Annotated in this window: 18 protein-coding genes; 11 read left to right on the top strand and 7 right to left on the bottom strand. The window is 70.9% G+C overall.

Annotation, left to right across the window (positions count from 1 at the left end):
* The first annotated feature begins 3 nt into the window (after positions 1 to 3).
* The 3 genes from ACR3ZA_RS03295 to ACR3ZA_RS03285 are packed head-to-tail and all read left to right on the top strand — an operon-like array spanning position 4 to position 2259.
* Positions 4 to 1662: an FAD-dependent oxidoreductase gene (locus tag ACR3ZA_RS03295; RefSeq protein ID WP_473660122.1), complete on the top strand. Its 1659-nt coding sequence runs from the start codon at positions 4 to 6 to the stop codon at positions 1660 to 1662.
* Between the two features lie 19 nt (positions 1663 to 1681).
* On the top strand, positions 1682 to 1990 hold the full coding sequence (locus ACR3ZA_RS03290) for a rhodanese-like domain-containing protein (protein ID WP_473660120.1): 309 nt from the start codon (positions 1682 to 1684) through the stop codon (positions 1988 to 1990).
* Positions 1987 to 2259: a metal-sensing transcriptional repressor gene (locus ACR3ZA_RS03285; RefSeq protein ID WP_473660118.1), complete on the top strand. Its 273-nt coding sequence runs from the start codon at positions 1987 to 1989 to the stop codon at positions 2257 to 2259. Before ACR3ZA_RS03290 ends, ACR3ZA_RS03285 begins: the two co-directional genes overlap by 4 nt.
* Before the next feature lie 18 nt (positions 2260 to 2277).
* On the opposite strand, the gene pepN is transcribed toward ACR3ZA_RS03285, so the two are convergent.
* Positions 2278 to 4827, bottom strand: a complete 2550-nt coding sequence (pepN, locus tag ACR3ZA_RS03280; RefSeq protein WP_473660116.1) for an aminopeptidase N — start codon at positions 4825 to 4827, stop codon at positions 2278 to 2280.
* Between the two features lie 88 nt (positions 4828 to 4915).
* Positions 4916 to 5614, bottom strand: a complete 699-nt coding sequence (locus tag ACR3ZA_RS03275; protein ID WP_473660114.1) for a hypothetical protein — start codon at positions 5612 to 5614, stop codon at positions 4916 to 4918.
* Positions 5615 to 5720: 106 nt separating this feature from the next.
* On the opposite strand from ACR3ZA_RS03275, the gene ACR3ZA_RS03270 reads away from it, so the two are divergent.
* The 5 genes from ACR3ZA_RS03270 to ACR3ZA_RS03250 are packed head-to-tail and all read left to right on the top strand — an operon-like array spanning position 5721 to position 9811.
* Positions 5721 to 6239 (top strand): hypothetical protein, encoded by a 519-nt coding sequence (locus ACR3ZA_RS03270; RefSeq protein ID WP_473660112.1) that lies wholly within the window; start codon positions 5721 to 5723, stop codon positions 6237 to 6239.
* 2 nt (positions 6240 to 6241) lie between these two features.
* Positions 6242 to 6727 carry a ribose-5-phosphate isomerase gene (locus ACR3ZA_RS03265; protein ID WP_473660110.1) on the top strand — a complete coding sequence of 162 codons (486 nt, stop codon included), beginning with the start codon at positions 6242 to 6244 and terminating at the stop codon, positions 6725 to 6727.
* 6 nt (positions 6728 to 6733) lie between these two features.
* Positions 6734 to 7705, top strand: coding sequence for a DNA-formamidopyrimidine glycosylase family protein (locus ACR3ZA_RS03260; RefSeq protein WP_473660108.1), 972 nt, complete (start codon positions 6734 to 6736; stop codon positions 7703 to 7705).
* 10 nt (positions 7706 to 7715) lie between these two features.
* Positions 7716 to 8339 carry an FMN-binding negative transcriptional regulator gene (locus ACR3ZA_RS03255; RefSeq protein ID WP_486179541.1) on the top strand — a complete coding sequence of 208 codons (624 nt, stop codon included), beginning with the start codon at positions 7716 to 7718 and terminating at the stop codon, positions 8337 to 8339.
* A complete protein-coding gene (locus tag ACR3ZA_RS03250) occupies positions 8336 to 9811 on the top strand; it encodes an amidohydrolase family protein (RefSeq protein WP_473660104.1) in 1476 nt (491 codons plus the stop codon). The genes ACR3ZA_RS03255 and ACR3ZA_RS03250 overlap by 4 nt, the downstream gene beginning before the upstream one ends.
* Positions 9812 to 9985: 174 nt before the next feature.
* Here the strand turns inward: ACR3ZA_RS03250 and ACR3ZA_RS03245 are convergent, their stop codons facing one another.
* The 4 genes from ACR3ZA_RS03245 to ACR3ZA_RS03230 form a co-directional block, all read right to left on the bottom strand.
* A complete protein-coding gene (locus ACR3ZA_RS03245) occupies positions 9986 to 10474 on the bottom strand; it encodes a ferritin-like domain-containing protein (RefSeq protein WP_473660102.1) in 489 nt (162 codons plus the stop codon).
* A gap of 76 nt (positions 10475 to 10550) precedes the next feature.
* Positions 10551 to 14132 (bottom strand): SCO7613 C-terminal domain-containing membrane protein, encoded by a 3582-nt coding sequence (locus tag ACR3ZA_RS03240; protein WP_473660100.1) that lies wholly within the window; start codon positions 14130 to 14132, stop codon positions 10551 to 10553.
* 140 nt (positions 14133 to 14272) lie between these two features.
* The gene (locus tag ACR3ZA_RS03235) at positions 14273 to 14473 is read right to left on the bottom strand and encodes a DUF2510 domain-containing protein (protein WP_473660098.1); all 201 of its coding nucleotides are present in this window, start codon (positions 14471 to 14473) and stop codon (positions 14273 to 14275) included.
* 146 nt (positions 14474 to 14619) lie between these two features.
* Positions 14620 to 14790 carry a DUF2510 domain-containing protein gene (locus ACR3ZA_RS03230; RefSeq protein WP_294179788.1) on the bottom strand — a complete coding sequence of 57 codons (171 nt, stop codon included), beginning with the start codon at positions 14788 to 14790 and terminating at the stop codon, positions 14620 to 14622.
* Positions 14791 to 15035: 245 nt separating this feature from the next.
* Between ACR3ZA_RS03230 and ACR3ZA_RS03225 the strand changes: the two genes are divergently transcribed.
* The gene (locus tag ACR3ZA_RS03225) at positions 15036 to 15992 is read left to right on the top strand and encodes an L-lactate dehydrogenase (protein WP_473660096.1); all 957 of its coding nucleotides are present in this window, start codon (positions 15036 to 15038) and stop codon (positions 15990 to 15992) included.
* Here the strand turns inward: ACR3ZA_RS03225 and ACR3ZA_RS03220 are convergent.
* A complete protein-coding gene (locus ACR3ZA_RS03220; protein WP_473660094.1) occupies positions 15989 to 16885 on the bottom strand; it encodes a protein kinase domain-containing protein in 897 nt (298 codons plus the stop codon). The two genes, ACR3ZA_RS03225 and ACR3ZA_RS03220, sit on opposite strands and share 4 nt — an antisense overlap.
* Positions 16886 to 16984: 99 nt before the next feature.
* Here ACR3ZA_RS03220 and ACR3ZA_RS03215 point away from each other — a divergent pair, with 99 nt between their 5' ends.
* Together ACR3ZA_RS03215 and ACR3ZA_RS03210 are read left to right on the top strand one after the other, a co-directional pair.
* Positions 16985 to 17794 (top strand): alpha/beta fold hydrolase, encoded by an 810-nt coding sequence (locus tag ACR3ZA_RS03215; RefSeq protein WP_473660092.1) that lies wholly within the window; start codon positions 16985 to 16987, stop codon positions 17792 to 17794.
* Entirely contained in the window at positions 17791 to 19164 is a 1374-nt protein-coding gene (locus tag ACR3ZA_RS03210) for a diguanylate cyclase domain-containing protein (RefSeq protein ID WP_473660090.1), read from the top strand. The genes ACR3ZA_RS03215 and ACR3ZA_RS03210 overlap by 4 nt, the downstream gene beginning before the upstream one ends.
* Positions 19165 to 19267 lie beyond the last annotated feature (103 nt).

Genomic DNA, 19267 nt, shown 5'->3' with positions numbered 1-19267 from the left:
TGCATGACTTCGAAACGTGTTCTGATTATCGGCGGTGTCGCGGGTGGAATGTCGGCCGCGACGCGGATGCGTCGACTCGACGAGTCCGCCGAGATCATCGTCCTCGAGCGCGGGGGAGAGGTGTCGTTCGCGAACTGCGGCCTGCCCTACCACCTGAGCGGCGTCATCGCCGAGCGGTCCTCGCTCGTGCTGCAGACCCCGCGGGCGCTGGGCGCACGCTTCCGGCTCGATGTGCGGGTGCGCTCCACCGTGACCGCGATCGATCCCTCGACGCGCACGGTCTCGGTGCTCCCCTCCGACGGCGCCGCGTACGACGTCAGCTACGACAAGCTCATCCTCGCGACCGGGGCCTCGCCGATCCGACCCGAGATCCCGGGTGCGGAGCGGGCGCACGTGCTGCGCGACCTTGACGACCTCGACCGCATCGTGACCGCCCTCGACCAGTCCCCGCGCACCGCGGTCGTGCTCGGCGCCGGCTACGTCGGACTTGAGGTCGCCGAGAACCTTGCGCACCGCGGAGTGGCGACCTCGGTCGTGCAGCGCGACCCGCAGATCCTCACCGGGTTCGATCCCGAGATGGCGCAGCCGGTGGCCCGTCAGCTCGAGGACAACGGGGTGCGGCTTGTCACGGGCGCGACCGCCATCCGCATCGACGACGACTCGGTCACGCTCGACGACGGAACCGAGGTGCCCGCCGAGCTCGTGATCTCCGCCATCGGCGTCCGCCCCGAGACCGACCTCGCCGTGCGCGCCGGGCTCACGATCGGGCCGCGCGGCGGCGTCGCCGTCGATCACGAGCTGCGCACGAGCGATCCCGACATCTACGCGATCGGCGACGCAGCCGAGAAGGCGGATGCGGTCTTCGGCGGAACGCGCCTCCTCGCGCTCGCCGGCCCCGCCAACCGACACGGTCGACTCGTGGCCGACTCGATCGCCGGGCGCCCGATCTCGGCGCGCCCGTCCTTCGGCGTCGCCATCGTCTCCGTGTTCGGCCTCGCCGCCGCCTCGGTCGGCGCCAACGAGAAGCAGCTGCGCGCGGCGGGGCGCGCCTACCGTGCGATCCACACGCATCCGCAGCAGCACACCGGGTACTACCCGGGGGCTCGGCCCATCTCGCTCAAGCTGCTGGTCGACCCGGTCGACGACGCCATCCTCGGCGCGCAGGCCGTGGGGATGGAGGGTGCCGACAAGCGCATTGACGTGATCGCGACCGCGATGTCGAGCGGCCGCACCGCCAGCGAGCTCGCGGAGCTCGAGCTCGCCTACGCACCGCAGTTCGGCTCGGCCAAGGACCCGGTGAACATGCTCGGCTACGTCAACGAGAACCTGCGCGACGGGCTCGACCGCACGCTTCAGTGGCACGAGCTCGAGGACGCGCTCGCGTCCGGCGCGCGACTGGTCGACGTCCGGGCGCGCGGCCAGCTCTCCGAGGGCGCGATCCCCGGCAGCACCTGGATTCCGGTCGAGGAGCTCCGCGCGCGCGCCGACGAGCTGAAGGGCGGCCCGATCGTGATCCACTGTCGTGTGGGGCAGAGCGCTCACACCGCCGTTCGGCTGCTGACCGAGCTCGGCGTCGACGCCGTCAACTTGGACGGCGGCTACCTGACCTGGCGCGACGGAACCGCCGCGCGCGCCGCGGCCGCGACCCTCGCGGCCGCCTGACCCACCCGAGAGGACCACCATGCAGAGCATCACCCCCACCGACCTCGCCGCACTCGGCGACGCCGCCACGATCGTGGATGTGCGCGAACGCGACGAATACGATGCGGCGCACGTGCCGGGCGTCATTCACGTCGCCCTCAGCGAACTCACAACTCGCTTCGCCGAGCTGCCCGATGACCGTACGCTCTACGTCATGTGCCTCTCGGGCGGACGCAGCGTGCAGGCGACCAACTTCCTGACCGCTCAGGGCCGCGACGCCGTCAACGTCCTCGGCGGCATCACCGAGTGGTACCACGCCGGACTGCCGATCGAGAGGAACGCAGCATGAGTGACCAGGCCGACGCAACGCGGGCCATCGTGAACCGTCTGAAGCGTGCCGAAGGGCAGCTTCACGCACTCGTGACCGCGGTCGAGAACGGCGGCGACTGCCGCAGCGTCGTGACGCAGCTGTCGGCGGTGTCGTCGGCGCTGGATCGTGCCGGTTTCGCGATCATCGCCGCCGCGATGACGAACTGCGCGACGCTGGACGAGACGGAACCCGGTCCTGACGGTCTGAGCCGCGCCGAGCTGGAGAAGCTCTTCCTCACGCTCGCCTGAGACCGGGTTCCTCCCGAACTACTGCGCCTGGCTGTCGCGCTCCTGCGCCTTCAGGGCGCGCTCGACGCCGGCGAGCTGCTCGATCACGAGCCGACGCAGCGCGGGCACCTCGGGGTGCGCCTCCAGCCAGCGGTGCGTGGTGTCGACCAGCTCCTGGCTGACGACCGGCGGGTAGAAGCCCTGGATGATGTACGACGCGATCTGGTAGCTGCGGTTCGTCCAGACGTCGACGAGCGCGTCGAAGTAGGGCTCCATCAGGCCGGCGAAATCGCTCGTGTCATTGACGTGCTGGTAGCCGACGCCGGAGCTGCGCAGCACGACGTTCGACATCGACGCGTCCGAGATCGCCGACTCGAGCGCTGCCCGCTTCCCCTCAAAGGTCGCGATGGTCGCCCGTGCCCGCGCGGCGGCCTGCTGGCCGTTCGCAGTGTTGTCCTTCTCCAGCGCCGCCGCGATCTCGGCCTCGCCGGCCTCGCCGACGAGCACGAGCCCCTCCAGGAGCTCCCACGCGAGATCGGTGTCGATCTCGAGGTCGTCCAGCGCGATCGACCCGTCGAGCAGCCCGCGCAGCGCCTCGGCGTGCTCGGCGGTGGAGGCAAGGTTCGCGAAGAACTTGACGAACTGGAACTGGGCGTCCGAGCCGGCATCCGCCTCGCTGGCGAGCGTCCACAGCGCGTCGCCGACCTGGCGGATCGTGTCGTCGCGGATCTCCGGCGCGACATAGGCGCGTGCCGCCGTCGACAGCTGCGTGAGAGCGAGCCGCATCGTGGTCGACTCGGTCTCGGTCGCGATGTTGTTGAGCACCAGCTGCACGTAGTCGCGCGGGGCAGCCTCGGCGTCGCGGGTCGCATCCCACGCCGCACCCCAGACGAGCGCGCGCGCGAGCGGGTCGTCGATGTCGGCGAGGTGTGCGATGGCGGTGTCGAGCGACTCGTCGTCGAGGCGGATCTTCGCGTAGGCGAGGTCGTCGTCGTTCAGCAGCACCAGGGCGGGCTTGGCGAGCCCGACCAGCTCGGCGACCTCGGTCTCGGCGACCGCGTCGAGGTCGAGCTCGATCCGGTGGGTGCGCACCAGCTTCGTGCCGGCCCCGGTCTTCTCGTAGAAGCCGACCGCGAGGCGGTGCGGGCGCAGCGTCGGGTAGTCGGGGTGCGCCGACTGCAGGATGCGGAAGCTCGTGATGCGGCCGTCGGCATCCGTCTCGATCTCCGGCTTGATCGTGTTGACCCCGGCGGTCTCCAGCCACAGCTTCGACCACGTGGTCAGCTCGCGCCCGCTCGTGGTCTCCAGCTCGCGAAGCAGGTCGACGAGCTCCGTGTTGCCGTACTCGTGCTTGCGGAAGTAGGCGCCGACCCCGGCGAAGAACTCGTCGATGCCGACCCACGCGGCCAGCTGCTTGAGCACCGAGCCGCCCTTGGCGTAGGTGATGCCGTCGAAGTTGACCTGCACGTCTTCGAGATCGCTGATCGTGGCCACGATCGGGTGCGTCGAGGGCAGCTGGTCCTGGCGGTAGGCCCAGCTCTTCTCCATCGCCTGGAAGGTGGTCCACGCCTCGGTCCACTCGGTGGCCTCGGCCGTCGCGATGGTCGAGGCCCACTCGGCGAACGACTCGTTCAGCCACAGGTCGTTCCACCAGCGCATGGTGACCAGATCGCCGAACCACATGTGGGCCAGCTCGTGCAGGATCGTCACGACGCGGCGCTCGCGGATCGCATCCGTCACCTTCGAGCGGAAGATGTAGGTCTCGGTGAAGGTGACCGCGCCCGCGTTCTCCATCGCGCCCGCGTTGAACTCGGGCACGAAGAGCTGGTCGTACTTGGCGAACGGGTACGGGTAGCCGAACTTCTCTTCGAAGTACGCGAAGCCCTTCTTCGTGATGTCGAAGACGTAGTGCGCGTCGAGGTATTGCATGAGCGACTTGCGCGCGTAGACGCCGAGCGGGATGGTGCGCCCGCTCGCGCTCTCGAGCTCATCGTGGACGGACTCGTAGGGGCCCGCGATGAGCGCGGTGATGTAGCTCGAGATGCGCGGGGTCGGCTCGAAGCTCCAGGTCGCGGTCTCGCCGTCGACGACCGGCTCGGGGCTGGGGGAGTTGCTCACCACGCGCCAGGTGGCGGGAGCCGTCACCGTGAACTGGAAGGTGGCCTTGAGGTCGGGCTGCTCGAAGACCGGGAAGACCCGGCGGCTGTCGGGCACCTCGAACTGCGAGTAGAGGTACACCTCGCCGTCGACCGGGTCGACGAAGCGGTGCAGGCCCTCGCCGGTGTTGGTGTACGTCATGTCGGCGACGACGCGCACGACGTTCTCGGCGGCGAGACCGTCGAGCTGGATGCGGGTGCCGTCGGCGGCGCTCGTCGCGATCGACTCGCCGTTGAGCTCGATCGAGTGCACCGCGGTGGTGATCGCGTCGAGGAAGGTGCTGGTGCCCTCGGACGCGCGGAAGCGAATCGTGGTGTCGGCTCGGAACGTCTCAGCGCCGGTCGTCAGATCGAGGGTGATCTCGTAGCTGTCGGTCTGCACCTGCGCGGCGCGTTCCTGGGCTTCGACTCGGGTGAGGTTGTCGGCGGGCACGCGGGACTCCTTCGGATGCGTTCAGGCGGCGCACATCGCGCCGAGGATTCAGCCTAATCGCGCGAACCCGAGAAGTCGTGACGATGCGTCAACGGTGCTGAGCGAGTCGCTCCTCCGCGGATGCGACCGCCTCGGGCGCGGCCGCGGCAGTGTCGTTCCGCTGCGTCGCGAGGATCTGCTCGACATCGTCGAGGGTGCTGCGCAGCATCGCCACCAGTCGCGCGTCGGCGTCGGGGACGCAGGCCTCCGCGACGCCGAGCACCGCCGTGCGCACAATCGAGGTGGCGCCATGCCGAGCGAACTGTGTGCGGTTCACCCGCACCTGGGCGAGATGGAACTCGGCCCACGCGTGGGCGTCGGGCACATCGTCGAGCACGGCTTCGGCCTCGTCTCGCACGGTGGTCGGCAGCTCTTCCCGCTCGCTGAGCTCGCGCATCAGCAGCAGGATGCCGACCGCGAGTGCGTGCTGTCGGTCCATGCTGGCCACCGGAAGCGCCGAGATCGCCCCGCGCAGCGCGATGCGGAGCCCCAGCACGTCGTCTCCGCGGGCGCCGACGACCCGAGGGATGTCGTGAATCAGCTGGCCGCGATGCTCATCGTCGACCAGATCGTTGACCCCGCGGGCCATCGCCGCCAGGACTGGGTCGGTGCACTTGGGATGGTCGCTCCAGCGCTCGCCCGCCAGGAACGACGCGAACTCCATGAAGCAGGCGCCGGAACGCGGAGTGAAATGCCGGCCGCGCGACAGATTCGGCAGCAGCTCGGGAACGAAATCGGTTCTACGCATGGGGTTCTCCCGTCGTCCGTGACTCGATTCTCCCCCCGCGCGGGGGCGCTGACAAGGGGGCCTTCGGCCCCGCCCCTAGACTGAAAACAGCAACCGAGGGAGCAGGATGGCCACCGACCAGCCGATCGTTGCCGAGCCCGTCGAGGAGTCGGGCCCGGAGCGTCGCCGTCGTTCGGCGCTGCCCTGGATCCTGCTCGCGGTGGGTGGGGCCCTGCTGCTCGCCCTCGGCATCGCCGTGGTCGCCTTCCTCCTGCCGACCGCGGTCGGCACGGCCAGCGATCCGACGGTGAGCGTCGAGCAGTTCGATCGCGCCTATGCGACCGTCGACTGCGACCTCTTCACGTCGGTGACGACGGAGGAGTTCCGCGAGATCTCCCACGGCAGCGACGACCACGGCATCTTCGACTGCACGACGTGGGAGGCGATCGCCGCCGAGTACACCGTCGACGGGGAGTATCTCTACGAGCTCGAGGTGCTCGACGCCGCGACGGAAGCCGACCGGGCCATCGTGCACACCCACGAGACCAACCTGCGGGATGCCGCAGAGTACGACTACACCTACACCCTGGTGCCCAACGTCGACGGCGTCTGGGTGATCGACTCGATCGTTGAGACGGAGAACTGAGCGTGCGGATCCACATCGCCACCGACCATGCGGGGCTCGACTTCAGTCGGGAACTGCAGGAGCATCTGCGTGCGCAGGGGCATGACGTGATCGACCACGGTCCGCAGAGCTATGACCCGCTGGACGACTACCCCTCGTTCTGCATCGGCGCGGCGCGCGGAGTCGTGCGCGACCAGTCCGTCGGCGTCGAGGCGCTCGGGATCGTGTTCGGCGGCTCCGGCAACGGGGAGCAGATCGCGGCCAACAAGGTCGAGGGGGCGCGGGCGGCGCTGGTCTGGAACCAGTCCACCGCGCAGCTCGCGCGCGAGCACAACGACGCCAACGTCATTGCGATCGGGGCACGCCAGCACGAGTTCGACGAGGTCGTCGCGCTGATCGACACGTTCATCTCGACGCCGTTCCCGGGCGAGGAGCGCCACGCGCGTCGCATCGCGCAGCTCGCCGAGTTCGAGACCACGGGCGCGATCGCCGGGCACGAGATCTCCTAGCCGACCGTGCCCGAGGGCCACTCCGTTCACCGCATCGCGCGGCAGTTCGCGCGCCACTTCCTCGACGAGCCGGTCGCGGTCTCCTCTCCCCAGGGCCGCTTCGCCGCGGGCGCCGCGCAGCTCGACGGCCACACGATCGTCCAGTCGCGCGCCGTCGGCAAGCAGATGTTCCTGGAGTTCGATCACGGACTCTGGCTGCGCATCCATCTCGGCATGTACGGCGCGTGGGACTTCGCCGGCGAGATCGACGTCGACGACACGCTCGCCTCGGCGAACGGACGGATGGGGCAGACCAACCAGCGCGGCACGGTGGTCGGCAGTCACGAGGACTCGCCCTGGTCGATCGGGGCGCCGCGTCGGGCCCGACTGCGCATGTCGGAGTCGGAGAAGCTCGGCGCGGAACTCGAGACGTTCCCCCCGGAGCCGGTGGGGCAGGTGCGCGTTCGACTGCTGACCTCGAACACGGTCGCCGATCTGCGCGGCCCGACCGCGTGCGAGGTGCTGACCGCCGAGGAGGTCGATCGGGTGCTGGCGAAGCTGGGCCCGGATCCGCTCGTCGACGATCTCGCGGAGGCCGAGGAGAGATTCGTCACCACGGTGCGCAAGAAGCCGACGGCGATCGCGCTGCTGCTGATGGATCAGTCGGTCGTCGCCGGGATCGGCAACGTCTACCGGGCCGAGCTGCTGTTCCGGGCGCGGCAGAGCCCGTTCACGCCGGGACGCGACGTGCCGGAGCGCACCGTGCGGGAGCTCTGGCGCGACTGGGTGCACCTTCTGACCATCGGGGTCGAGACCGGCCAAATGCTCACGATGGACGGTCTCGACGACGAGGCGCACGCGCGGGCGCTCGCCAGCCGCGACGACCGGCACTGGGTGTACCACCGCACGGGAGAGCCGTGCCGCGTGTGCGGCACGCCGATCGCCATGCGCGAGCTCGGGGGCCGCAAACTGTACTGGTGCCCCACCGACCAGGCCTGAGGAGTCTGCCGTGCGCTACACCCCGTACTACCTGATGACGGACCCCGCTGAGGTCGCCCGTCTCGTGCGTGAGAACCCGTGGGCCACCTGGACCTCGCCCGCCGCGAACGGCCTCGTCGCCTCGCACTACCCGACGCTGCTCGACGAGGAGGCGACCGCCGCATCCGGTGAGCTCGTGCTGCTCACCCACTTCGGGCGCCCCGACGAGCGCGCCCACGAGCTCGGGCAGCACGAGGTGCTCGTGATCGTGCAGGGGCCGCATGGCTACATCTCGCCCAGCTGGTACCCCGACCCGAGCGACATGGTGCCGACCTGGAATCACGTCACCGCCCACCTGTGGGGCGTGCCCGAGATCCTGAGCGACGACGAGAACTTCGCCGTGCTCGGCCGGCTCGTCGACCACTTCGAGCAGCACGTGCCCGAGCCGCGCTCGCTGCAGCTCGACGAGGCCAGCGCGCGCCACATCGCCACCGGCACGATCGGCGTGCGCCTGCGGGTGACGCGATTCGACGCGCGCGCCAAGCTCAGCCAGAACCGCACCGCCGAGGAGCGTGAGCGGATCACCGCCGAACTCCGCGGCGACGGCCACTACGCGCATCCCGGCCTCGCCGACGAGATGGCGCGCCACGCATGACGCTGCTGCTGCGCCGTGCCCGCCTCGTCGGCGCCGGGGATGCGCTCGTCGACCTGCTCGTGCGGGAGGGGCGCATCACGGCCCTCGCCCCGCGGGTGGAGGCCGATGCCGCGACCGAGGTGATCGACCTCGACGGGCGCTTCGTGCATCCGGGGCTCTGGGACGGTCACGTCCACTCCGGCCAGGTCTCGATGGCGGCGCGTCGGCTCGACGTGAGCGGAGCGGACTCGGCGGCGGAGGTGGTGGCGCTCGTGCGGGCCCGCCTCGACGTCGCTCCGCCGGCGCCGGGCGACGTGCTGCTCGGCTTCGGGTTCCGCGACGGGCTCTGGCCCGAGGAGCCGCAGCCGGAGGATCTCGAACTGGGGGAGCATGCCGTCTCGCTGGTGAGCGGCGACGTGCACACGGTGTGGAGCAACCGGGCGGCGCTCGCCACCATCGGGCGGGGCCCGGACGACTGGTGGCTGCGCGAGCAGGAGGCGTTCGATGCCAACATCGCCTTCTCGGTGGTGCCGGAGGCGGTGCTCGACCGCTGGGCGATCGAGGATGCGGCCGCGTGGGCGCGACGCGGCATCGTCGGCATCCACGACCTGGAGATGGAGGATGCCCCCGGAGCCTGGGCGCGGCGGGTTGCCGCCGGGTTCGGCGGACTGCGTGTGCGTGCCGGGGTCTACCCGGCGGGGCTGGAGGCGGCGGCCGGTGTTCGCACCGGGGTTGCGATCGAGGGCACGCGCGGTCTCGTCGAGGGCGGCAGCTTCAAGCTCTTCACCGACGGTTCGCTCAACACCCGCACCGCCTGGTGCGCCGAGCCCTACCCGGACCTCGAGGGCGCCGACGCGTTCGGGCTGGCCACCTACGAGCTGGACGAACTGGTGGCGCTCGCTCGCGAGGGGCTCGCGCGCGGTCTGGTGCCGACGATCCACGCGATCGGCGACCGCGCCGTCACGATGGCGCTCGACGTGTTCGCCGCGCTCGGCTCGCTGCCCGGCGGCGCGCGCGGCCGACTCGAGCACGCGCAGCTGGTCGCCGCCCGCGACCTGCCGCGCTTCGCCGAGCTCGGGGTGGTGGCGAGCGTGCAGCCCGCGCACGCCCTCGACGACCGCGACGTCGCCGACCACTTCTGGGCGGGCCGCACCGACCGCGCGTTCCCGCTGCGGGCGCTGCTCGATGCCGGAGCCGAGCTCGCGCTCGGCTCCGATGCGCCGGTCGCCGCGCTCGATCCGTGGCTGACGATCTCGGCTGCGGTGTCGCGCACCCGCGACGGGCTCGCGCCCTGGCACCCGGAGCAGCGCATCACGACGGCCGAGGCGCTCGCCGCCTCCGTCGGCGGCGGGCCGGCGCGCGTGGAGGTCGGGGGAGTCGCCGACCTGATCGTCCTGGAGGCCGACCCGCTCACCGCATCCGGCGATCAGCTGGCCTCGATGCCGGTCGCCGGCACCCTGCTCGGCGGGGACTGGACCCACCGCGCCCTCTAGCCCCGCCCCGCCCCGCAGTGTGACGTTTCTCCGGAGGTTTCACGTCTGGGCGTGGGGCTGCCCCCGTGATTCCAGGGGCGCGAGCAAAAACCTCCGGAGAAACGACACACTCCGGGGGCCGCAACGACGAAGGCCGCACCCCCGGGAGGGGCGCGGCCTTCGTGCGTGTGGGTGCTACTTGGTCGCGAGGTGCGCGAAAAGGAACCAGCGGTCCTTCTCGAGCCCGCGGGCGATCTCGATCGCCACATCCTGGCTGACCAGGTCGAGCTCGTCGAGCTCGTCGATCGCGGTGCGCACGGTCTTCAGCGTCGCGTCGATCGCGGCGATCACCTCGGCGATCGTGGCGTCCGCCTGCTGGAATCCGGCGCTCAGCTGCGGGGTGGTCGTCTTCGAGCCGACCGTCTGAATGCGCGCGTCCAGCGGCAGGCCGAGAGCGACCACGCGCTCGGCGGCGCTGTCGGCATACTCCTGCGCGTGCGCGACGACCTCGTCGAGCAGCTCGTGCACGGCCTGGAAGTTGGCGCCGCGTACGTGCCAGTGCGCCTGCTTGCCATCGATGGCGAGAGCCTGCAGATCGACGACGATCGGAGCGAGGAACTGGGCGACGCCCGACGACACGTCGGGGTCGATGGAACTTTCGGGGACTGCCTTCACGTCTGTCATGTTCGCTCCTTGTGGGTTGACGACAGATACAACGCTAGCCACCGCGGAAGATTCCGCAACGAAGGCAAGGCAGTCCTCAGCGGAGTTGCCGCACACTCCGAGCAATCGTCCGGACATTGTTCAGGCGCTGCTCATATCGGATCGCGGCGGCGATGAGCAGCGCACCCGCGATCCCGACCCACACCCACCACGGCACCGCGTTGTAGACGAGGGTGAGTTGGTTCCAGAACTGGGTGACCAGATGCCACAGCAGCACGACGCCGCCGATCACGAACGGCGCCTGGAGCTTCGCGAACAGGCCGACGGCCAGCACGGCGAAGGAGACGACGCCGATGCCGATCACGCGCCACAGCGGGTCCTCGTCGTAGGCGGCCAGCAGTGACGGTACGAGCAGCACCGCCAGCCCCGCTCCGAGCTGCGGCCAGCTGCGTGACTCGGGGCGACGGCGCAGGGCGATCGACCCGCGGCTGAGCAGGGCCGCCGCGAGCGGAACGGTCACCCACTCGAGCGGATCCGCGACATCCGTCGTGATGAGGACGAGGCCGCCCAGCGCGCCGAGCCCGAACGCGGACCAGGAGAATGCCCGGGCACCGTGTGCGGGCGGCAGAACGAGGACGAGCAGCGAGATCGCGGCGAGCGTCGCCACCGAGGCGAGAGCGATCGGGTCGAGGGCGGCCGGGGAGTTTCCGATCGCCCCCGCGAGCAGGGCGACGACGGTCGCCGTGCCGACGAGGTAGCCGACGAACCGGTCGGCGTGGGTGCCGATGTGCGACGAGTCGGCGCCGGAGACCGCCCCGAGTGCGAGCGCGGCGAGCGCCGCCAGTGCGACGACGAGCGTGCGGGCGGGCGACGCGTCGGTGGTGACGATCGCCGAGGGCACCAGCGCCAGCAGCAGTGCGGCGGCGATCAGATACGCGACGCTCGGCGGGGCGACGGCGGCGTCGCGCCGCGGCGCACGCCAGTGGATCAGGGCAGCGATCAGCAGGACCGCGCCCGCGACGGGCAGCGTGTACGGCTCGACCTGCATGGTGTCGCTCTGCCACAGCCGCGACCACAGCGCGGCGGCGCCGAGGGCGAGGGCGACCCAGCCGAGGTGCCTCCGGGGCGAGCTCGACTCGAACAGCCCGTCGGGCGAGATGGCGACAACCAGCGCGATGACGGCGGCGGGAAGCAGCACGACCCACGGGTCGACGCGAGGATCCGCGATCGGTGTCACCAGGGCCACGACCGCGATCGCCCCCGCGCCGAGGTCGGATGCGAGCCGGAGCCGGCCGTGTCCCCCGATCGCGAACGCGAGCCCGGCGACCACGGCCGCGAGCAGTGCGAACTCGACGCTCAGCGCGATGGCCCCCTCCGGGATCCGAGCGGCGGCGGCGAGCGGCCAGACGATCGCCACCGCGACGCCGGGCAGCAGCAGCGCGGCGACGAAGCGCTCAGGGGCGAAGCGCACGGTCCGGCGATGCGACACCCAGACGATGAGCCCGACGAGCATCGCGGCGCCTGCGGCCGCCATCAGCCGCAGCGCGTTCGCATACTCGCGGCCCACGCCGCCGATGCCGGTGGTGAGCATCATCGCGGCCAGGCCCGCGCCGGTCGCGACCCAGAACATGGCGCGTCGTTCGACGGCGCCCAGGACGCGATCCGGAAGCGTGGCGCACAGCACGACGGCGAGCGCCGCGACCGCGGCGACCGCGGCGGCCGTGGCCGTGTCGAGCACCGGGGCGGCGCGGAAGCCGCTGAACTCGCGCACGAGGGCTCCGGCGAGCACCGCGCCGATCGCCAGCATGGCGGCGTCGGGGAGGATCCGAACGTCGCCTCGAACCAGCCACCGGCCGACCCCGAGGGCGCCGATCGCGAGCAGGCTGCTGGCGATCCACGCCTCCGGTGTCGTCCACGAGGCGAGGTAGGCGAGGGTCGCGCCGATGATCGCGCCGCTCGCCAGCGAGACGCGGGCCCGCTCCGGATGCGCGCGTCGCACGACGAGCACCACGATGGATGCCGCGGCGATCACCCACCACACGAGCAGCACCAGGCCATGAATCAGGGCGAGCGGTGCGGCCAGGGCGGCGACGACGAGGGCGCCCGCGACGAGCGCGGCACGGCGCCGGACGAGCACCCGGTCGATCAGCCACACCGCCGCAGTGAGCGCGACGACACCGGCCAGGCCCAGGATGCTGGCGACGGATTCGCTCTCGACCGCATCCGCACGCGTGCCGAGGGTGACGCCCTCGCGGCCGAGGAGGGCGAACTGGGTGCCGGCGGCGAATGCCGCGATCGTGAACGCGACGAGGGCGGCGAAGCTGCCGAGCCCGATCGCCACGAACATTCCCGCGGCCGCGACGCCGCGGCGCCCCGCGCGCACCCGCCGCAGAATCAGATCGCCGAGGATGGCGAGCGTCGCAGCGACGAGCAGCGGCCCTGCGAAGGCGAGGTCGAGGTTGTCGTCGCGCGCCGCGGCGTTGAGCGGGGCGACGATCAGCACCGCGACGGTGCCACCCACGGCGACGCCCGCCAGAACGCGCGTCGCCGGGCGCGCACCCCGCACGCTCAGTGCGGATGCGGCGAGTGCCCCGAGGGCGAGCGCGACCCCGACGAGGGCGAGCGCGCCGACGAACTCGCGACCGGGCTCGTCGACCGCGACGAATCCGCCCGCGATCGCCGCGATGAGCCCGAGCAGCAGAGCGCCGATCATCATCAGGATGCGTTCGGCGACCCCGGCGCGGCCGCGCTGGCGCTCATCGCTCGGCATGAGCAGACGGTGCGCGAGGGCCGCGAGGATTCCGGCCACGGCGGCGCTGTAGCCGCGGAGCGCGTCATCGTCGAGCGGCAGGATCTCGGTCGTCACCCCGAGGCCGAAGACGAACACCGCCGGCGCCACGAGCGCGTGCCCGGCGATCGACGGCAGGCGCAGCAGGGCGACGCGGCTCCACACGATGAAGAACGCCGCGCACAGGGCGAGCGCGGACCCCCAGTACAGCGCCCCGTCGGTCTCCGCGACGCCGAAGAAGTCGTTCTCGCGGATCGCCCAGGCGTCCAGCACCACGAGCAGGGCGCCGAGCGCGGCGATGCCCTCGGCGGTGCTGGTGAGACCGCGTCGGCGCAGCGTCGAGGCGACGACGATCGCGGCGACGGTGACGGCTCCCACGATGAGGGAGCGTGCGACGACCCCGTAGTTGATGAACGCGTAGACGAGCCCGAACACCGCGAAGGTCGACAGCAGCGAGACGCCGATGACCACGAGCGTGATCTGCACGCTCGAGCGCCGCGGCCGTGCCGGGGCGAGTGGCGTCGGCGGGGTGGCTGCGGCGGGTTGTCCTGCCGCGGGTGCTGCTGCGGGCGCCTCCGCTGCCGGCTGGGGAGCCGTCGTCGGTTCGGCCGCCGCTGCAGGCTCAGGACCAGCTGCGGGCGCGGCGTCGCGGCGGGCGGCGCGCATCCGCGCAATGAGGGCCGCGCGCTTCTCCAGCGCGGAGGCGGCGTCCTCCGAGGCGGCCGCGAGTTCGTGCGCGAGCGGGTCGTCGAGGTTCAGCCCGCACCTGCCGCAGGTGAGCGAGGTGAGGGGCGCCAGGCACGCGGGGCATCGACCCAGGTCGCGCAGTTCTCGCGCCCGGGTGGCCAGCTGCGACTCGCTCAACGGTGACGATGAGTTTGGCTCGGTCATCACCGCTCACGTTAGCCCGCGCCGTGCGAAAGCGCGTCAGATTTCTCGTGCGTCGGCACCGCTGCTGCGGCGCGATGACGGAGCGCGCCAGGCGCGCGACCGTCGTCGGGGTGCGGCGGTGCGGTCAGGCAACAGTGATCTCAGGCGGCGGTGTGGCGGCCGGCGCGACGATCCATCGCGTCATCGCTGTAGTCGATGCTCCACGTCTGGATCTCTGCGCGGTCTTCCTGGATGCGGTTCGTCCAGGCGATGCCGTTCCACCAGCGCAGCTGGGGGATTCCGAGCGGGTCGCGGTACCAGCCAGCGGGAATGGCGGGGGCCGACGGGGTAATGGTCGTCACGGGGGTGCTCCTTCGCGGGAGAAGCGGGAGTGGAGTGTCCACGACGGGGATCGTGGTACTCGGCATGCTATACCCCCCTATACGGGGGACGCGAGAGCTATGTGGGAATTTCTCAGCGACGAGCGTGCGTGATTCCGCGGCGGAGACTACGCGACGGCACCCGCGAGGTCGTGCGACCAGGTCTGGAACTCGGCGCGGTCTTCCTGGATGTGGTTGGTCCACGCGATGCCGTTCCACCAGCGCAGCTGGGGAATGCCGAGCGGGTCGCGGTACCAACCGGCGGGGGCGGCGGGCGTCTGGGGGGTGACGACAGTCATGAGGGTGCTCCGGGGGGACGGGCGCCACGCGATCTGGGGGAGCGTGGCGAGGGGGGTGAACGTCTTCGAAGTTACTCCGGGGGAGACAGAGTCCCCCATCCCCAGAGCGGGGGGCAAAAAGGGGGACGATTCGGGGTACAAAAGCGCCACGGGGTGCCGAATAGCCGAGCGAAGCCCGGATCTTGCCGTGTTCCGTGGGACTTCCGTCCCTCGGATTCCGGGGCCAGTTCGGCGACGATGGGGGCATGGCCGTCATCGAAAACTCCAAGCTCGCGATCATCGGCGCGGGCGCCGTCGGGACCTCACTCGCGTTCTCTGCGCTGCTGCGGGGCAGCGCGCGCGAGGTCGCCCTCTACGACATCCGCACCGACAAGGTCGAGGCCGAGGTGCTCGACCTGGCGCACGGGACCGCGTTCACGGGGGCGTCGCGGATCACCGGCGGCTCCGACATCGGAGTCGTGCACGGCGCGAACGTCGTCGTCGTGACGGCGGGCGCCAAGCAGGAGCCGGGCCAGTCGCGCCTCGACCTCGCGGGCGCCAACGTGGCGATTCTGCGCAAGCTCATGCCGGCACTCGTCGAGCAGGCGCCGGACGCGATTTACATGCTCGTCACGAATCCCTGCGACGTTCTGACGGTCGCGGCGCACCGCTTCGGCGGACTGCCCGCCAACCGCGTGTTCTCCTCGGGCACGGTGCTCGACTCCTCCCGCCTCAAGTGGCTGTTGGCCGAGCGGGTGGGCGTTGCCCCGTCGAGCGTGCACGCCATGATGGTGGGGGAGCACGGCGATTCGGAGTTCCCGCTCTGGTCGCAGGCCCGCATCGGGCCGATCCCGATCCGCGAGTGGGCCCCAGCGGGCCGGCGCGCGCTGGACGCCGCCGAACTGGACCGCATCGCCGACGACGTCGTGCACGCCGCCTACAAGGTCATCGCGGGCAAGGGGGCCACCAACTACGCGATCGGCGTCTCGGGCGCGCGCATCGTCGAGGCGATCCTGCGCGACGAGCACGCGATCCTGCCGGTGAGCTCGATCCTGACCGACTACCACGGCGTCTCCGACGTCGCACTCTCGGTACCGACCATCGTCGACTCGTCCGGCATCTCGGAAGTGCTGCCGCTGCCCTTCAGCGACGACGAGACAGCGCGCTTCCAGGCGTCCGCGGAGGTCGTCGCGAACTCGATCCAGACGCTGGGGCTCGACTAGCGCCGACGCGCACGGAGCAGACGTCGCGAGGACTCCAGCACCGCTGCGGCGTCGGGGCGCCGCGCAGGCTCTCGCGCCGTCATCTCGCGAAGCAGGGGCCGCCAGGCGCGAGGCACGCCGCGTTCGACGACCGGATCGCGTTCGAGCCGTGCGGCCATCGACTCCCGGAACGGACCCGGGAACTCCCGGCGCCCGGTGAAGAGCTCGAGCAGGACGAGACCCAGCGAATAGATGTCCGTCGGGGCGCCGACGCTCTGCCCCGTCGCCTGCTCCGGACTGAGGTAGGCGGCCGTGCCGACCGCGACATCCGAGTCGCCGGGGGTCGATCCGCCGATCACCGCGATGCCGAAGTCAGTCAGTCGGGCTCGGCGCCGCAATGCCGGCGTCCCATAGTCGACGAGCATGATGTTCGTCGGGGTGACGTCGCGGTGCACGACCCCGTGGGCATGAATGTAGGCGAGCGTCTCGGCGACCTCGAAGCCGAGCTCGCCGATGGCGCGCGTGCTCAGTCGGTGGGCTTGAGCGGCATCCTGCAGGGTCATTCCCGAGACGTACTCCATCACGAGGAACGGCCGCGGGTCGTCTCGCTGCGAGAGGTCGATCCCGGCATCGATGATCCCGACGATTCCGTGATGGGCCAGCCCGGCGAGCGCCCGGAGCTCGTCCCCGTGGCGTTCGAGTTCGCGTGCCGTGCCGGCGTGGAACAGCTTGATCGCCACCGGGCGATCCAAGGTCTCGTCGACCCCGCGGAACACCGTGGCGCTGCCCCCGCGTCCGATTCGCTCGAGTGGGCGGTAGCGGCCGAGCAGCAGCGGCGCGTCGAACGTCCCCGGCGCATCCGTGCGCTGGCTGAGGTCTTCGTGGGGCTCGCCGGCTCGCACCGATCGACTCACCCCCCCAGCTTGACGTGGCGCCGTGCGAAACGCGAAGCGCCTTGGAAGACTAACTTCCTGAGGCGGCGTCGACTAGTCTCGCGATGCGAAGGGGGCACCGTGTCAGCAGCAGCAGCCGATGTTCGACGGCGCAACAACGTGCGGGTTCGCGGCCGGGCCGACGCGCGACCGATCGTGTTCGCGCACGGGTTCGGATGCAGCCAGGAGATGTGGCGGCACGTCGAGGTGGCCTTCCGGGATCGGTTCATGACGGTGACCTTCGATCACGTCGGATCGGGCGGCTCTGATGTGAGCGCCTACGACCGGGGCAAGTACGACTCGCTGCACGGCTACGCGGATGATCTGCTCGAGATCCTGGATGAGCTCGACCTCACCGATGTTGTCTTCGTCGGGCACTCGGTGAGCGCGATGATCGGCGTCCTCGCCGCGACCCGAGACCCCTCGCGGTTCGGTTCGCTCGTGCTCGTCGGTCCGAGCCCGCGCTACGTCGACGACGGCGACTACGTCGGCGGGTTCACCGAATCCGACATCGACGGCATGTTGGACACGCTCGACGCGAACTATCTGGGCTGGTCGTCGGCGATCGCGCCGGTGATCATGGGCAATTCGGAGCGTCCCGAGCTCGGGGAGGAGCTGACGGCGAGCTTCTGCAGCGTCGACCCCGAGATCGCTCGGCACTTCGCCCGTGTCACCTTCCTCTCCGACAACCGGCTCGACCTCGCCGAGGTGACCACGCCGACGGTCGTGCTCCAATGCACCGACGACGTCATCGCGCCGGATGCGGTCGGCGAGTACGTCGCGGACAACATCCCCGGTGCGCGACTCGTCCGTCTGGATGCGCGCGGGCACTGCCCGAACCTCTCGGCGCCCGAGGAGCTGGCCGCCGCGATCGCCGAGTCGGTGGGATGAGCGAACGCGACGAGCCGACCGAGGATTCGAGATACCACCAGGCCCCGTGCGGGCTGATGTCGACCACAATCGACGGCGCCATCCTCGGCATGAACGTCACTCTTCAGGAGTGGCTCGGTGTGTCGGCGGATGGCTTGGCGGATCTCACCTTCTCGTCGCTGCTGACCGCCTCGGGCCAGCTCTTCTACGACACGCGATACCTTCCCGTGCTGCGCCTGCGCGGAGCGGTCAGTGAGGTCGCGCTGACGTTCGCGCGGTCTGACGGCTCGGAGCTGCCGGCCTTCGTCTCTGCCCGGTGGTCGAACGCCGAGGGCGAGCCGTCGAGCGACGTGCAGGTGGCCGTCTTCGATGCGCGCGAACGGCGCGATTACGAGCGCGAGCTGCTGGCGGCGCGCCGTGCTGCCGAGTCGTCGGCGGCCCGCGTGCGCGTGCTTCAGGAGGCCGGCGTGGCGATCGGCGATGCGCCCACGGCTGCGGAAGCCGGCGGTGCTCTGGCGGACGCGGTGCGCCGGGCGTTCGACGCGACGGCGGTGTCGGTCTCGTCGCTCGGCACGATGGGCCTCGAGGCGCTCGCCGGCGAGCGTCGCGTCGACGGGTGGCTGGCGATCGAGAGCGCGGCACTCGTCACCGGTGCCCTGGAGGTCGCCCACGTCGCCGACGAGCGGGATCCGTCGACCGCGGCGGCGCTTCGCCGTGGGCGCGTCGAGACCGTCGTCGCGGCGCCCCTCGTCGGCGAGGCCGAGACGCTCGGCATCACCACGATCTGCTTCGGTCGACGGCGCGACTGGACCGATCAGGACGGCGAGCTTCTGCAGGCGCTGGGGCGCATTGCCGTCAATGCGCTGGACCGCATCGCCCTGCACGAGCAGCTTCGTCACGGTGCCACGCACGATCAGCTCACAGGGCTGGCGAATCGACGGCTGCTCGCCGACGCGGTCGACGAGGTCGCGCGGCGCTCCCGCGACGCGCACGAGCCGTTCGCGGTGATCGTGATCGACCTGAACGGCTTCAAGCAGGTCAACGACCGTCACGGGCATCTCGCCGGCGATGCCGTGCTGCAGGCGGCCGCCGCACGGCTGCGCGCGGTGGTGCGCGACCACGATGTGGTCGCGCGGATCGGCGGCGACGAGTTCGTCATCGTGTGCGGCGGGGTCGACGTCGCCGAGGCCGAGCTGGTCTCCGAACGGGCGCAGCGGGCGCTCGCCGAGTCCGTGGAGGCTGCTCCCGGAGTCGAACTCGGGGCGAGCGTCGGCGTCGCCGTGTGCGCGCCGAACGACCCGCGCACGATCGAGGAGCTGTTTCGCGACGCGGACGCGGCGATGTACCGCGCGAAGACGAGTGCAGCGGGGCGGCCGGGGCGCACCTCGTAGCGGGCCACGAGAATCGTATCCGCGTCGCGAGTTGTCGATGCTCGCGACGACGATCCTGAGCACCGTCCCGGAGTTTCGTTTCCTCGACCGAACTGAGAGAATT

Source organism: Herbiconiux sp. J20-20 (assembly GCF_057365085.1).
The sequence above is the reverse complement of the archived record's forward strand: the minus strand, read 5'-3'. Positions and strand labels throughout refer to the sequence as shown.

What these genes read in the sequence shown, in the direction of transcription:
- ACR3ZA_RS03270 (WP_473660112.1), top strand. Translation starts at nt 5,721, where the DNA reads ATGGCCACCGACCAGCCGATCGTTGCCGAGCCCGTCGAGGAGTCGGGC.
- ACR3ZA_RS03210 (WP_473660090.1), top strand. Translation starts at nt 17,791, where the DNA reads ATGAGCGAACGCGACGAGCCGACCGAGGATTCGAGATACCACCAGGCC.
- ACR3ZA_RS03245 (WP_473660102.1), bottom strand. Translation starts at nt 10,474, where the DNA reads ATGACAGACGTGAAGGCAGTCCCCGAAAGTTCCATCGACCCCGACGTG.
- ACR3ZA_RS03285 (WP_473660118.1), top strand. Translation starts at nt 1,987, where the DNA reads ATGAGTGACCAGGCCGACGCAACGCGGGCCATCGTGAACCGTCTGAAG.
- ACR3ZA_RS03250 (WP_473660104.1), top strand. Translation starts at nt 8,336, where the DNA reads ATGACGCTGCTGCTGCGCCGTGCCCGCCTCGTCGGCGCCGGGGATGCG.
- ACR3ZA_RS03275 (WP_473660114.1), bottom strand. Translation starts at nt 5,614, where the DNA reads ATGCGTAGAACCGATTTCGTTCCCGAGCTGCTGCCGAATCTGTCGCGC.
- ACR3ZA_RS03225 (WP_473660096.1), top strand. Translation starts at nt 15,036, where the DNA reads ATGGCCGTCATCGAAAACTCCAAGCTCGCGATCATCGGCGCGGGCGCC.
- ACR3ZA_RS03290 (WP_473660120.1), top strand. Translation starts at nt 1,682, where the DNA reads ATGCAGAGCATCACCCCCACCGACCTCGCCGCACTCGGCGACGCCGCC.
- ACR3ZA_RS03240 (WP_473660100.1), bottom strand. Translation starts at nt 14,132, where the DNA reads ATGACCGAGCCAAACTCATCGTCACCGTTGAGCGAGTCGCAGCTGGCC.
- ACR3ZA_RS03295 (WP_473660122.1), top strand. Translation starts at nt 4, where the DNA reads ATGACTTCGAAACGTGTTCTGATTATCGGCGGTGTCGCGGGTGGAATG.
- ACR3ZA_RS03230 (WP_294179788.1), bottom strand. Translation starts at nt 14,790, where the DNA reads ATGACTGTCGTCACCCCCCAGACGCCCGCCGCCCCCGCCGGTTGGTAC.